The 13,329-nt window shown below is 60.5% G+C and carries 11 protein-coding genes; 5 read left to right on the plus strand and 6 right to left on the minus strand.

Features of this window, described 5'->3' with window-relative positions:
• Positions 1–67 precede the first annotated feature (67 nt).
• The 5 genes from PFLQ2_RS15940 to PFLQ2_RS15920 are packed head-to-tail and all read right to left on the minus strand — an operon-like array spanning position 68 to position 5,833.
• Complete coding sequence (locus tag PFLQ2_RS15940; RefSeq protein WP_003181023.1) at positions 68–1,573, minus strand: glycoside hydrolase family 32 protein; 1,506 nt, start codon at positions 1,571–1,573, stop codon at positions 68–70.
• Positions 1,570–2,715: an ABC transporter ATP-binding protein gene (locus tag PFLQ2_RS15935; RefSeq protein ID WP_003181026.1), complete on the minus strand. Its 1,146-nt coding sequence runs from the start codon at positions 2,713–2,715 to the stop codon at positions 1,570–1,572. Before PFLQ2_RS15935 ends, PFLQ2_RS15940 begins: the two co-directional genes overlap by 4 nt.
• Positions 2,716–2,738: 23 nt before the next feature.
• On the minus strand, positions 2,739–3,581 hold the full coding sequence (locus tag PFLQ2_RS15930) for a carbohydrate ABC transporter permease (RefSeq protein WP_003181028.1): 843 nt from the start codon (positions 3,579–3,581) through the stop codon (positions 2,739–2,741).
• Positions 3,578–4,537 (minus strand): carbohydrate ABC transporter permease, encoded by a 960-nt coding sequence (locus PFLQ2_RS15925; protein WP_003181030.1) that lies wholly within the window; start codon positions 4,535–4,537, stop codon positions 3,578–3,580. The genes PFLQ2_RS15930 and PFLQ2_RS15925 overlap by 4 nt, the downstream gene beginning before the upstream one ends.
• A 21-nt stretch (positions 4,538–4,558) precedes the next feature.
• The gene (locus PFLQ2_RS15920; protein ID WP_003181031.1) at positions 4,559–5,833 is read right to left on the minus strand and encodes an ABC transporter substrate-binding protein; all 1,275 of its coding nucleotides are present in this window, start codon (positions 5,831–5,833) and stop codon (positions 4,559–4,561) included.
• Between the two features lie 157 nt (positions 5,834–5,990).
• Here PFLQ2_RS15920 and PFLQ2_RS15915 point away from each other — a divergent pair, with 157 nt between their 5' ends.
• The gene (locus PFLQ2_RS15915; protein WP_003181032.1) at positions 5,991–7,547 is read left to right on the plus strand and encodes a carbohydrate porin; all 1,557 of its coding nucleotides are present in this window, start codon (positions 5,991–5,993) and stop codon (positions 7,545–7,547) included.
• Between the two features lie 161 nt (positions 7,548–7,708).
• Here PFLQ2_RS15915 and kdgR read toward each other — a convergent pair whose 3' ends face one another.
• Complete coding sequence (gene kdgR, locus PFLQ2_RS15910; protein ID WP_003181034.1) at positions 7,709–8,491, minus strand: DNA-binding transcriptional regulator KdgR; 783 nt, start codon at positions 8,489–8,491, stop codon at positions 7,709–7,711.
• 156 nt (positions 8,492–8,647) lie between these two features.
• Here kdgR and PFLQ2_RS15905 point away from each other — a divergent pair, with 156 nt between their 5' ends.
• The 4 genes from PFLQ2_RS15905 to PFLQ2_RS15890 all read left to right on the plus strand — a co-directional run bounded on the left by PFLQ2_RS15905 (position 8,648) and on the right by PFLQ2_RS15890 (position 13,312).
• Positions 8,648–9,640: a sugar kinase gene (locus PFLQ2_RS15905; protein ID WP_003181036.1), complete on the plus strand. Its 993-nt coding sequence runs from the start codon at positions 8,648–8,650 to the stop codon at positions 9,638–9,640.
• A 4-nt stretch (positions 9,641–9,644) separates the two neighbouring features.
• The gene (gene manD, locus PFLQ2_RS15900) at positions 9,645–10,856 is read left to right on the plus strand and encodes a D-mannonate dehydratase ManD (protein WP_003181038.1); all 1,212 of its coding nucleotides are present in this window, start codon (positions 9,645–9,647) and stop codon (positions 10,854–10,856) included.
• Between the two features lie 53 nt (positions 10,857–10,909).
• On the plus strand, positions 10,910–11,941 hold the full coding sequence (locus PFLQ2_RS15895; RefSeq protein WP_003181041.1) for a Zn-dependent oxidoreductase: 1,032 nt from the start codon (positions 10,910–10,912) through the stop codon (positions 11,939–11,941).
• 78 nt (positions 11,942–12,019) lie between these two features.
• Positions 12,020–13,312, plus strand: coding sequence for an MFS transporter (locus tag PFLQ2_RS15890; RefSeq protein WP_003181045.1), 1,293 nt, complete (start codon positions 12,020–12,022; stop codon positions 13,310–13,312).
• The last annotated feature ends 17 nt before the right edge of the window (positions 13,313–13,329 follow it).

Consider the following 13,329-nt stretch of genomic DNA (forward strand, 5'->3'; position numbering starts at 1 on the left):
CGACCGGTCGGGTTGACGCGCAATCATGACATAAGGGCCGGGCTTGCCGCGACTCGAATGACGAGGCTCATAGCCATCCCGAAGCCAGCGGCCAAGCCTTGGGGATGGCGACGCGGCCGCCGTTCCCGCTCGCGAACAGCTTCACTGCGAGGCTGTCAGGCCTAGGATAGAGGCGGCTGCTGAAACTGAAGCATCCCTTCATATCGAACACTTCTATGGACGAGCGATCGAGAAAGATGCGCAGTTCCAGCTGCGCTTGTGCCGGGTCGATCGACACGCTGCGCTGGCCACTCACCTGTGCACCCGAGCGATTGCGATCGAGCACCAAGCGTTGCAATGACGCATCGTAGTAAAGCAGGGTTTGTTCCTGGCCATCGGCACTGCAGCGCAAGGCGATACCCAGATGGCCGTCGGTGCAGTCGCGTAGGTCCAGATGCACGTGGATTTCGAGCCGATCGCCGGTCACCTGTGGCACCCATAGGCTGCCCGACTCGTCCCACCAGGGCGTGCTCGGTAGCGGCGACTCGCGCAAAGCCGTCAACTCCCGGGCCGGAAATACGCAAAGTCGATCAGCCCGCAACTCCAGTTCGCGCGGTAACCCGAGCATGCCGCACCAGTGATGAGCCTGGCTGGGCATCGGGCTTTCCCACATGTCGAGCCAGGCCCAAACCAGGCGCCGGCCATCGGCGGCCACGAGCGTTTGTGCGGCATAGAAATCGTGCCCGTTATCCAGCTCGATGAAAGGCCCGCCAGTGAAGTGCCATTCATTGTCGAGTCGGCCCACTCGATATCCGGTCTGGTACTTGTTCAACCGTTCGTAGCCTTGGGGTTGCATGCCCTGGGGGGAGTAAAGCAGCACGTCGTGCCCGTCCATTCGAAACAGATCCGGGCATTCCCACATGTAGCCATCGCCCTCTGTGCCGCTGGAAACATAATCGAGGAACTCCCAGGCGTGCAGGTCGGTTGAGCGGTACAGCGGCAGCAACGGCCTGTCGCCCAGGCGGGCGCCGGCTATCAGGTACCAATGGTCACCTTCCTTCCAGACCTTGGGATCACGAAAGTGCATGATCGCGACTTGCGGCGCGCTCTCGATGACGGCGCCATGCTTGACGAAGCGGATGCCGTCGACACTGGTGGCCAGGCACTGGACTTGGCGAATCAGGCGTTCATCGCCCACTTCTCCCAGCCAGGTGTGCCCGGTATAGATCAACGCCAGCGTATCACCGCACACCACCGCACTCCCTGAGAAGCACCCGTCGCGGTCGAAGTCATCCCCCGGTGCGAGGGCGATGGGCAGATGCTGCCAGTGGACCAGGTCAGCGCTCTTTGCATGCCCCCAGTACATCGGGCCCCATTTCGCGTCGAAAGGGTGGTGTTGGTAGAACACGTGATATTCGCCACGAAAGTACACCACACCGTTCGGGTCGTTCATCCAGCCTGCCGGAGGGCTGAGATGATAGGCCGGTCGATAATCCTCGATGATGCGAGACTGGCCGTGGCTCAGTGCCTGTTGGGCAAGTTCGAGGGTGGAGGGCAAGGAGGGGATAGCTATTGCATCGGCAGGCAAGGTCATAGCGCACCTGCCCGTGCCGAGCGCTGGATAACGCCATCCGGCAGGGCTTCCACAGCATGCGAATGGGCCCTCAAGGCCGAACCGGCGGCATCGAACAAGTGCAAATTGTTGGCCTCCAGTTGCAGTTCGACCCGGTCACCCACTTGCCACCCGGGGTTGGCCTCGCACCGGCAAATCAGCGGATCATCCTGGCCGGTTTCCATGTGCACGTAGGTTTCGCTGCCCAAGTATTCGACGCCCGTTACCACGACGCCTGCAGCACCTTCAGCGGCTTTGAGCGAAACATGTTCCGGACGAATTCCCAGGGTCAGCGGGACATCCGCTATAAGGTGGGAGCTGTCCAAGGGCAGGGAAGTCATGCCCAGCAAATGGCAGTCGACCAGGCTGGTTGCGCCTGGGGCATGCAGGCGTGCCGGCAGAAAATTCATCCGAGGCGCGCCCAGAAAGCCAGCGACAAAACGGCTGGCCGGACGCTCATAGAGTTCACGCGGCGAGCCCACCTGTTCAATGTGTCCACCATTGAGCACGACGATCTTGTCTGCCAGGGTCATCGCTTCTACCTGGTCGTGGGTGACGTAGATCATGGTCGAGCCCAGGCGTGCATGCAGCCGGGCGATTTCATCACGCATTTGCACACGCAAGGAGGCGTCCAGGTTGGACAGCGGCTCATCGAACAACAAGATGTCCGGTTCCCGCGCCATGGCTCGCCCCATGGCTACGCGCTGACGCTGCCCTCCCGATAATTCCTTTGGCTTGCGTTGCAGCAGTTTGTCCAATTGCAGGATCTGTGCGGTTTTCAGTACACGCTCGCGCAGGCTGCTTTTTTCGGTCTTGGCCAGTTTGAGCCCAAAGCTGATGTTGTCGTAGACGCTCATGTGTGGATAGAGCGCATAGGACTGGAACACCATGCCGACGCCGCGCTCGCGCGGCTCCAGGTCGTTGACCCGTCGTCCGTCGATCAGCAGGTCGCCATCACAAATGGAGTCCAGCCCGGCGATCAGTCGCAACAAGGTCGACTTTCCGCAGCCAGAAGGACCGACGAACACCACGAATTCGCCCGCCGCGATCTCCAGGCTGACATCGCGCAGAATGCGTGTACCGCCCAGTTGCTTGTTCAGGTTGTGTAGCTTCAACTTGCTCACGATGCTGCTCCTTATGTTGGGCTTCAACCCTTTAACGCGCCGGTAGTGAGACCGGAAACGATTCGGCGCTGGAAGATCAGCACCAGAACCACCAATGGGACGGTGACCAGCACCGATGCGGCCATCAACAGCCCCCAAGGCAACTCATGGGGGCTGCCACCGGAGATCAGGGCGATGGCGACCGGGACCGTGCGTTGCGTGTCTGTGAGGGTGAAGGTCAGGGCAAACAGAAACTCGTTCCACGCGGCGATGAACGCCAGCAGGCCGGTGGTGACCAGGGCCGGCCAAAGCAACGGCAACAGCACGCGGGTGAGGGTGACCCAGGGCGAGGCGCCGTCCATGATGGCTGCCTCTTCCAGTTCATGGGGCAGTTGTCCCATGAAGGTCGTCAACACCCAGACGGTGAAGGGCAGAGTGAAAATCGTGTAGCTCAGAATCAGCGCCCAGGACGTGTTGTACAGCCCCAGGGCGCGTATCACCTCGAACAATCCCGACAGCACCGCGACCTGGGGAAACATCGACACGCCAAGGACCAACATCAATACCGTGCCACGCCCCCGGAATTTCACCCGGCCCAAGGCGTAGGCGGCGGTCAGGCTGAGGAACAGCGCCAGGGTGACCACGCACAGCGCCACGACCAGCGAATTGCCAATCGCCCGTAGGAATGAGGCTTGGTTGAGTACTGCGGCGTAGTTGGAAAAGCCAGGGTTGTCGACCCAATAGCTCACCTGGAACAAGGCGCTGGAGGGCTTCAGCGACGTCACGATGGCGTAGTAGAAAGGAAATACCGCATACAGCAGTAAAAGCCCGATCAGGCACCAGAAGCCAAGGCGCAACAAGGTTTTTTTCAGCTGGCGAGGGCTCATGAGCGCACCTCCAGTTGACGGCGTCCCAGGTACAGATAAAGCATGGCGATTATCGCAACGACCAGAAACAACAGGGTCGACGCGGCGCTGCCGTAGCCGACATCCTGGAACTCAACCAAGTGCTGGCGGGCATAGACCGACATGCTCATGGTGCTTGACGAGTTCGAGGTCAGCACATAGATAACGTCGAACACTCGCAAGGAGTCGAGGATGCGAAAGATCGCCGCCACCAGCAAGGCAGGTACCAACAACGGCAGGGTGACCCGCCAGAACACCTTCAATGGATGAATGCCATCGACCCGGGCGGCCTCGTAGCAGTCGCCCGGCAACATTTGCAAGGCTGCAAGCATCAGCAACGTCACAAAAGGAACCGTTTTCCAGACATCGACGATGATCACCGCCCACATCGACAAATCCGCGTCTGCCGTCCAGGCCAACGGCGCGTCAATCAGGCCAAGGCTCAGCATCAAGTGATTGATGATCCCGAACTGGTCGTTGAGCATCCATGACCAGATCTTCGCCGAGACAATGGTAGGGATCGCCCAGGGAATCAGGATCAATGCGCGCACCAAGGGACGTCCCGTAAACGTGACGTTCAACAGCAGCGCCACCATCAGCCCCAGGAAGATCTCCAGTCCGACCGACACCACAGTGAACTGCAAGGTGTTGCGCACGGCGTTCCACCATTGTGGGTCGACCAGGACGCCTGACCAGCCGGAACTATTGTGGAACAGGTAATTGCTCAAGCCGACGAAGGTGGCGCCGTGGGTGTCCGCCAGGCTGGCGTCGGTCAGGCTGAACCAGAATGTGCGCAATAGCGGCCAGGCTGCCACCAAGGCCAGGCAGAGCAACATCGGAGTGAGAAACAGCCAGGCGGCGCGTACTCGACGACGCTGGAGCGGGGTCTCCCGGGAGGGCAGGTACTCGGGGGTTGCATGGGTAGCGGAGACAGACATGGCGATTTTCTTCCTTGTGGCTTACCAGTTCCGGTGTTTGATGCGCGTCAGTTCGCTTTCCAGTTCCACCAGCGCCTGGTCGACGGGTCGCTCGCCCGACAGCACACCGTGCACTTGATCGAAGAACGCGTTGGAGACCCGCGGATAGCGTGAGGCGGTGATCGCGGCGGGGCGCATGACCCCATCGTTGAGGATGCTGTGCAGTTGGCTGTAGTACGGCATCGCCGCGAGCAGTTCGGGATCTGCGTAGAGGGATTCGATTACCGGGTTATAGGCGCCGACCAACGCACGGTGTTTTTGTTGTTGAGCGCTGCTGAGGTAGCTCACCAAGTCCGCGGCGAGTTTTGGATGAGCGCTGTAGCGCGATACTGCCAAGCCCCAGCCACCGAGCGTGGAGGCATGGGTGCCGGTTTCGCCACCGCGGGGCAGGGGCGCGACGCCAACCTTGTCTTTCACGGCGCTGTCCGGGCTCTGCACCAGGGCCCAGACATACGGCCAGTTGCGCATGAACAGAGCATTGCCCGACTGGAACACGCCACGTCCTTCTTCCTCGGTGTAATTGAGCACGCCACGGGGGGAGATGTCGCCCACCCAGCTTTTCGCCAACGTCAAGGCCGCCCTCGCAGCCTGGCTGTTAATCACGATCTCGCCTTGTGAATTGACCAGGCCACCTGCTGGTTGGCTGCTGATCCATTCCAGCGCATTGCACGTCAAGCCCTCGTAGGCGCGGCCCTGGAACAGGTAGCCCCAGGCATTGGTGTTGCCGGCGCTGCGTTCGGCCTGTTGAACCGACCTGGCGGTAGCGGTCATTTCCTCCCAAGTCTGTGGCACCGGCTTGTTGTACTTCTCAAGCAGGTCCTTGCGGTAATACAAAAGCCCCGAATCGGTGAACCACGGCATGGTCACCAAGCGCCCGTTCACCGTGGCGTTATCCACCTGGGCCTGAAAGTAGCCCTGGGTCGCGTTGGCAGGAAGGAGTTCCCGCAAATCCATTAAATGCGTGGCCAGCATGCCCGGCCACACCATATCGATCTGGATGATGTCGATGTCGCTGGATTGCGCACTGAGGATTTGTTGATAGAACGACAGCCGCTCGGTCGCCGAGTTTGGCGTGGACACGACTTCAACGCTGTTGCCGGTTTGTTTCGACCATGCCTCGACGGCCTCCTTGCAGAGTTGCAATTCCGCGCCCACGGCGCCGCAGGAGATCGTCAGATTGGCCGCCATAGAGAGGGAAGGAAACCCGATGCAAAGGCCGAGCAGCGCTGCGGGAAGGAGCGATTTGAGCTGTTTCATGAAGCCCTCTTTATTTTTGTTTTTAGAAAAGTTAACGTTAACATCGCCAAATGTAGCAGTGTATTTGCGGTGAGGCATCCTTTTTTTCCTGGATTTAGACAATTCAGAAAAGGTCGGTTGCGGGACAGAACAATAAAAACAAAATTGGGAAAAACACATGCAGAAAGCATCAAGCTGGTTACTCGCAAGCGTGCTCGGCGCGTCGGCGGCCACTTCTCAGGCCGCGACGTTGGAGGAGCGCATGGCGGCGTTTGAAGCTCGGGCAAGTGCCGCCGAAAAGCGTGCCGCCGCCGCCGAACAGCAAACCCAGGCACTCGCCAGGGAATTGCAGCAAATCAAACTCGCCGCGCCCGCTCCTCAATCGACTTTGCCTGCCGTTGTGACGTCCACAGTCGACGCCCGCCTGGCGAAACTCGAAGCCCACCAGCAGGGCACCGACAAAAAGGGCGGCAGTGCGAGCCTCGCCGACGGGTTCAGCTTCAAGGGCTACGCTCGCTCTGGCTTGCTGATCAACGATGGGCTCGGAGGCGGTCGCGGCGGTCCTTATACGACCCCGGCCGGTTCAGTCGGGGGGGCCGTTGGGCGGCTCGGCAACGAGGATGACACCTACATGCGCATTGACCTCTCGAAAGAAACGTATGCGCAGAACGGCACCCGCGCCAAGTTCACTGTCTCCATCGCCGATGGCGTAGAAAGCTCCAATGACTGGACGGCCAACGAAAGTAATCTGAACGTGCGCCAAGTGTTCACCGAACTCGATCATCTCGCGGAATTCAAGGGCAACGCGACGTTTGAAAACGCCACGCTTTGGGCTGGCAAACGATTTGACCGGGACAATTTCGATATCCACTGGCTGGACTCGGACGTTGTCTATCTGGCCGGCACGGGAGGCGGGATCTACGACATACAGATGGGTAAGGATTGGCGTTCGAACTACTCGCTGATCGGTCGCAACTACGGGGATTTCAGCGAGGGCGGCGTCGATGCCGATGTGGAAAGCTACATTCTCACCTCCAATCAGTTCTTTGAAGGTGGGCAGTGGCAATGGATGTTCAACGCCATAGGGGCAAGGAAAAACGACGTTGGCACCCGCACCAATGAAGCAGGCCTGACGCCGGCCGATTCCGGCTTGCACAGCATGGTGGCCAATCACCAGAAAAACTTTTTCGGCCGCGAGGGGTTTTTCAAAACAGCACTGCTCTATGGTCAGGGGCTGGGTGCCGAGGTCAAGAACGTCGGCTCGGATGGCGAGCTGATCGACGATGCCCGGGCCGTACGCCTGGCGCTTTACGGCGAGACGCCCATCGCGTCTGCCTGGCGCATCGGCCCAAGCTTGCTGGCTGAACGGAGCAAGAACCGGTACGTCAAGGGTGACGACTATCGCTGGATGACCCTGAACGTGCGCCTGGCCAATGAGATCAACAGCAATTTCGAGATGGCCTACGAAATGAGCTGGCAGACCATGAAGCTCGATCCCAAGGGCTACCTGCAACGCAATGCAGTCGACGGTGACTTCTGGAAATTCACCGTCGCCCCAACCTTCAAGCCTGACTTGGGGGATCTGCTTACCCGTCCTGAATTACGGCTGTTCGCCAGCGTCATGAACTGGTCTTCGGACCTGGACCGATACAGCGCCACGGATGCCTTCGGCAAGACGGACTTCAACGCAGGCGGGGTGTGGCAATACGGCATCCAGATGGAAACCTGGTTCTGAGTTTCGTCTTGCAGGATTCACAAGCTTAGAGAGATGCCCGTGGTGCCTGTGGAAGCGAGCTCGCGATAGCGGTATTCAGCTAGTTCACTGTTGGATTAGCTGTCCTCTTCGCGAGCAAGCTCGCTTCCACAGGTTTAATGGGCTCTGGGTTGGCACACGACTCAACCTGGATGCCACCCCAACTGGCTCGAAATCTGTTGGCTGGCTTGCATCAGCTGTTTGACATAGTCCTGCTTCAACTCCTCCCTGAAGCGAAAGCACGGGAAGGACACGCTCATCCCACCGATGACATGACCAAAACGGTCACGAATCGGTGCCGCCAGGCAGCGCATGTTGTCTTCGAACTCTTCATGGTCTTCGGCATAGCCTTGCCGGCGGACGGTTTCCAGTTCCTGCAGGTACGCCTCGACGCTGGTCAAGGTGTTGGCCGTTCGGCGCTCGAAGCTTTCTTCTGCCAGGTGCGCGAGTAACTCCTGCTCTTCGAGCCAGGCCATCAGCACCTTGCCGATGCCGGTGCAGTACAGCGGCGCGCGCCGGCCGATGCGCGAGTACATGCGAAGGTTGTACTTGGAGTCGATCTTGTGCACGTAGACGATGCTGCCCTCGTCGAGAATCCCCAGGTGCACCGTCTCGCCGGTCAGTTCGTTGATCCGGCGCATGCCCGGTTCCGCTTCCCGAACGATGTCCAGGTGGGGCAGGGCCTGGGCCCCCAGTTCGAATAGCCGGACGCTGAGGCGATAGCGATCCTCGGCATCCTGCACCACATACCCACGGGCCTTGAGCGACTGCAAGAAGCGATAGACCGTGGCTTTGGACATGTCCAGTTTGTTGGCGATTTCCGAGACGCCGCTTTCTTCCGGATGCTCGGCCAAGGCCTCGAGTACGGCCATGGTCCGGCCGACTGCCGACACCTGGTCGTTGCTTGGGATGACGCTGTTGTCCATGAAGGCTCCAACGTGAAAAGTAAAACCCAAGGATATACGCAAGCAGATTAAAACGCTGTTTCATTTTTTCTTGACGAGGGAAAAAATCTGACTAGACTCGGGCCTTGAGAGAAAAATGAAACGCCGTTTTAAAAAAACACAAAAAGGCGCGTAATGATGAATCAAACACGGACCCATGGCTCGCATACCTGCCCCTTGAAAGTGGCGCTGGTGGGCGAGTGCATGATCGAGATGCGCGGCGAGCCGGGTGCAGTGATTACCCAGACCTTCGGCGGCGACACGCTCAACACGGCGGTCTACCTGGCGCGATTGACTCCTCGTGCCGCAGTGACGGTTGACTATGTGACGGCCGTGGGCAGCGATGCATTCAGCGTGGCCATGCGCCGCTCCTGGCTGAACGAAGGGGTCGCCGACGCCCATGTACGGGTGTTCGAAGATGCACTGCCGGGCCTGTATTTCATCCAGACCGATCTGCACGGCGAGCGGCGTTTTCTTTACTGGCGTGGTGAAGCAGCGGCACGGCGCATGTTCGATGGTCCCGAGGCCGACGCGACGCTGAATGCGCTGGCGGATTTCGACTACGTCTATCTGAGCGGCATCAGCCTGGCGATCCTGACCCTCGATGGCCGCGAGCGCTTGATGCACGCCTTGCAGCGCGCTCGCCGAGCAGGCACCCGCATCGTCTTCGACAACAACTACCGTCCCCATCTCTGGCCCGATCCGGAAACGGCGCGTCAGGCCTACCGCGACCTCCTGCACCTGACCGACCTGGCCCTGGTCACTTGGGAAGATGACGCCATCCTGTTTGGCTATCCCGACGCTGACGCTTTGTTCAGCGCCTATGCGCAGGCCGGAATCGGCGAGGTGGTGCTCAAGCGCGGCGCGGCTTCCTGCCTGATCCAATGCCCGGCGGGCCGTTTCGAAGTGCCCGCGCAAAACGTTGCCCACGTCATCGACACCACTGCCGCCGGCGATTCGTTCAGCGCCGCTTACCTGGCTTGCCGCCTGCAAGGCGGGGAGCCGACGCAGGCCGCGCGCTGGGGCCATCGCCTGGCTGCCCAGGTCGTTCAGTTTCGGGGTGCACTGATTCCCCCGGCGGCCATGCCGAACATGGGCACGTCCTCACTTCCTTCTGTTGCACAGGTCTGACTTTATGAAAATTGTTGAAGCGCGCGTCATTGTTACCTGCCCGGGCCGCAATTTGGTCACCTTGAAGATCGTCACGGACGAAGGCATTTACGGCATCGGTGATGCGACCTTGAACGGCCGCGAACTGGCGGTCGTCGCTTATCTGGAAGAGCATGTCCTCCCGGCGCTGATCGGCCGCGACGCCCACCGCATCGAGGACATCTGGCAGTACCTGTACCGTGGCGCCTACTGGCGGCGGGGCCCGGTGACCATGACCGCCATCGCCGCCGTCGATGTGGCGCTCTGGGACATCAAGGCCAAGACGGCGAACATGCCGTTGTATCAGCTGCTCGGCGGCAAGAGCCGGGAGCGGGTGATGGTCTACGGGCACGCCACCGGTAAAGACATCGAAGGTTGCCTGGATGAAGTCGCCCGCCACGTCGAATTGGGCTACAAGGCCGTGCGCGTGCAGTGTGGGATCCCGGGTATCGCCACCACGTATGGCGTCGCCAAGCGCAGCGGTGAACGCTATGAGCCTGCCGACAGCGATCTGCCGGCTGAACACGTCTGGGACACGGCCAAGTATCTCAACTACGTGCCCAAGCTGTTTGCCGCCGTGCGCGAGCGTTTTGGCGACGACCTGCACATCCTGCATGACGTGCACCATCGCCTGACGCCCATCGAAGCGGGGCGCCTGGGCAAGGCCGTGGAGCCGTACAACCTGTTCTGGCTCGAAGACTGTACGCCGGCGGAAAACCAGCAGGCCTTTCGCCTGATTCGCCAGCACACCACCACACCGTTGGCCGTGGGCGAGGTGTTCAACTCCATCCATGACTGCCGCGAGTTGATCCAGGAACAACTGATCGATTACATCCGCACGACGCTGGTGCATGCCGGCGGCATCACCCATGTGCGGCGCATCGCCGATTTTGCCGCGCTGTTCCAGGTGCGCACCGGCTTTCACGGCGCCACCGACCTGTCGCCGGTGTGCATGGGCGCGGCCCTGCATTTCGACACCTGGGTGCCCAATTTCGGCATCCAGGAACACATGCCTCACGAAGCACGCATCGATGAAGTCTTCCCCCATGCCTATCGCTTCGAGGACGGCCACTTCACCCCGGGCGATGCACCGGGGCACGGCGTCGATATCGACGAAAACCTGGCTCGCCAATACCCCTACAAGCGCGCCAGCCTGCCAGTCAACCGTCTCGAAGACGGCACGCTCTGGCATTGGTGAAACAGTCTTGCCCATTCAACAAACGGGGCGAGTGTCCCGTCAGGAGTGACCCGATGAAAGCGTTCCAGGTAAGAGCACCCTTCGAGTTCGGGTTGGCCCAGGTCGACTCGCCGCAGGTTGCCCGTGGCGAAGTCCAGGTCGATGTAGCCTATGCCGGCATCTGTGGCTCGGACATGCACATCATTCACGGGCAGAACGCATTCGTGCGTTTCCCCCGTGTCACCGGCCATGAGTTTTCCGGGGTGGTCCGGCAAGTCGGCGAAGGCGTAGAACACCTTCAAACGGGCGACCGCGTGTGCATTGATCCGGTGATCAGCTGCGGCACCTGCTATCCGTGTCGCATCGGTCGGCCCAACGTCTGCACCCGGCTGCAAGTGATCGGCGTGCACCGCGACGGCGGCTTCAGCGAGCAGGTTTGCGTACCGGCGCAAAATGCCCACCGCTTGCCCGATTCGATGTCCCTCAGCCACGGCGCCTTGGTCGAGCCTTATTCCATTGCCCTGAACGTGCTCGATCGCATGCAACCCCATCCGGGCGACAGCGTGCTGATCTACGGTGCCGGTGTCATCGGCCTGACGTTGGTGCAGATGGCCCGGGCGCTGGGCCTGACCGACATCACCGTGACCGATGTCATCGACAGCCGCCTGGAAACGGCGCGGGCACTCGGCGCGAGCCGGACCCTCAACGGCCAGGAAGTCGATGTCGAAGCAACCATGCGAGAACTCACCCAGGGCGAGGGCGTGCCGTTGATTGTCGATGCCGCCTGCATTCCCGCGCTGATGCCGCAGATGGTGCGCCTGGCTTCGCCGGCCGGTCGCATCGGCTTGCTGGGCTTCAATGCCACGCCCAGCGACCTGGTGCAGCTGGAAATGATCAAGAAAGAACTGACCCTGGTGGGCTCACGGCTTAACAACCGCAAGTTCCCCAAGGTGATCGAGCTGATCGCCAGCGGCCAGTTGCAGGTCCAGGACCTGATCAGCCATCGCGTCACCTTCGACGACATGCCCGGCGCCATCGAGCTGATCGAAAAACACCCTGAGCAAACCCGAAAAATCCTGGTGGAGCTGACGAGCGCCCATCACTGAGTCGTTGGTCTCACCGGTTTCATCGTGCCTGTAATGGGCATCCTCACCGAATAAACACAACAAGCGGGAGGTTCCACCATGTTTGGTCAAGGACGTAGCTTAATCATCATCATGCTGTTCCTGGCCGGGGTCATCAACTACCTCGACCGGTCGGCATTGTCCGTCGCGGCCCCTTTCATCCAGAAGGACTACGGTCTTAGCACGGGTGAGATGGGCATGATCTTCAGTAGCTTTTTCGTCGGCTATGCCGCCTTCAACTTCATCGGTGGCTGGGCCGCCGACCGCTACGGCGCCAAGACCACCTTACTGCTGGCAATGGTGCTGTGGTCGCTGTTCAGTGGCCTGACCGTGCTGACGGTGGGCTTTGCTTCACTGGTGCTCATCCGGATTCTGTTCGGCATGGGTGAAGGACCGCTGAGCGTCACCACCAGCAAGATGGTCAACAATTGGTACACCCCCAAACGCAGGGCTCGGGCGATAGGCGCGTCGATGTCCGGCACACCGCTGGGCGGGGCGATTTCCGGCCCGGTGGTGGGCTTCATCGCCGTCACCTACGGCTGGAAGATGTCGTTCATTATCATCATGGTGATCGGCCTGGTCTGGGCCGCGGTGTGGTTCAAGTTCGTCAGGGAACGGCCAGTGGGCGAGGGCGCTGAGGATATTCTTCGCGCCGAGGGGCAAAGCGAGTTGGCGGCACAACCGGTGCTCCCGCTGCGCTTCTACCTCAAGCAGCCGACGGTGCTGTTCACCTCCCTGGCGTTCTTTTCCTACAACTACACGCTGTTCTTCTTCCTGACCTGGTTCCCCAGCTACCTGACCATGGCCCACGGCCTGAACGTCAAGGACATGAGCATCGCCACGGTCATTCCGTGGGTGTTGGGCTTCCTCGGCCTGGCCCTGGGTGGTTTCATTTCCGACTTCGTGTTCAAGAAGACCGGGCGGATGATGTTCTCGCGCAAGGTGGTATTGGTGACGTGCCTGTTGGCCTGCGCTGCCTGCATCGCGTGTGCCGGGATGGTCAGCACGCTGTATCCGGCGGTCATTCTCGTCGCCTTGGCGGTGTTCTTCCTTTACCTCACCGGCGCCATTTACTGGGCGATCATTCAGGACACCGTTCCGGCGGCGCGGGTTGGCGGCGTGAGTGGTTTCATGCATTTCCTGGCGAACACATCGGGGATCATTGGCCCAACCCTCACCGGCTTTTTGGTGCAGTTCACCGGTTCGTTCACCAGTGCATTCCTGCTGGCGGGGCTGCTGACCGTGATTGGTGCCGCGTGTGTGGCGCGTTATGTGAAACCGCTGGCGGTGGCTGACGCCGGCGACTTGGCGGCAAAACGCCCGCAATCGGCTTCGGCCCTGAGCCACCCCTGAACAGAAGGAGCGTGTCG

The organism is Pseudomonas fluorescens Q2-87 (assembly GCF_000281895.1).
In the GTDB taxonomy this organism is placed as follows: domain Bacteria; phylum Pseudomonadota; class Gammaproteobacteria; order Pseudomonadales; family Pseudomonadaceae; genus Aquipseudomonas; species Aquipseudomonas fluorescens_S.

Excerpts from the sequence above, each read along its gene's own strand:
- PFLQ2_RS15920 (WP_003181031.1), bottom strand. The coding sequence starts at position 5,833 with ATGAAACAGCTCAAATCGCTCCTTCCCGCAGCGCTGCTCGGCCTTTGC.
- PFLQ2_RS15890 (WP_003181045.1), top strand. The coding sequence starts at position 12,020 with ATGTTTGGTCAAGGACGTAGCTTAATCATCATCATGCTGTTCCTGGCC.
- PFLQ2_RS15925 (WP_003181030.1), bottom strand. The coding sequence starts at position 4,537 with ATGTCTGTCTCCGCTACCCATGCAACCCCCGAGTACCTGCCCTCCCGG.
- PFLQ2_RS15940 (WP_003181023.1), bottom strand. The coding sequence starts at position 1,573 with ATGACCTTGCCTGCCGATGCAATAGCTATCCCCTCCTTGCCCTCCACC.
- PFLQ2_RS15915 (WP_003181032.1), top strand. The coding sequence starts at position 5,991 with ATGCAGAAAGCATCAAGCTGGTTACTCGCAAGCGTGCTCGGCGCGTCG.
- PFLQ2_RS15930 (WP_003181028.1), bottom strand. The coding sequence starts at position 3,581 with ATGAGCCCTCGCCAGCTGAAAAAAACCTTGTTGCGCCTTGGCTTCTGG.
- manD (WP_003181038.1), top strand. The coding sequence starts at position 9,645 with ATGAAAATTGTTGAAGCGCGCGTCATTGTTACCTGCCCGGGCCGCAAT.
- kdgR (WP_003181034.1), bottom strand. The coding sequence starts at position 8,491 with ATGGACAACAGCGTCATCCCAAGCAACGACCAGGTGTCGGCAGTCGGC.
- PFLQ2_RS15905 (WP_003181036.1), top strand. The coding sequence starts at position 8,648 with ATGAATCAAACACGGACCCATGGCTCGCATACCTGCCCCTTGAAAGTG.
- PFLQ2_RS15895 (WP_003181041.1), top strand. The coding sequence starts at position 10,910 with ATGAAAGCGTTCCAGGTAAGAGCACCCTTCGAGTTCGGGTTGGCCCAG.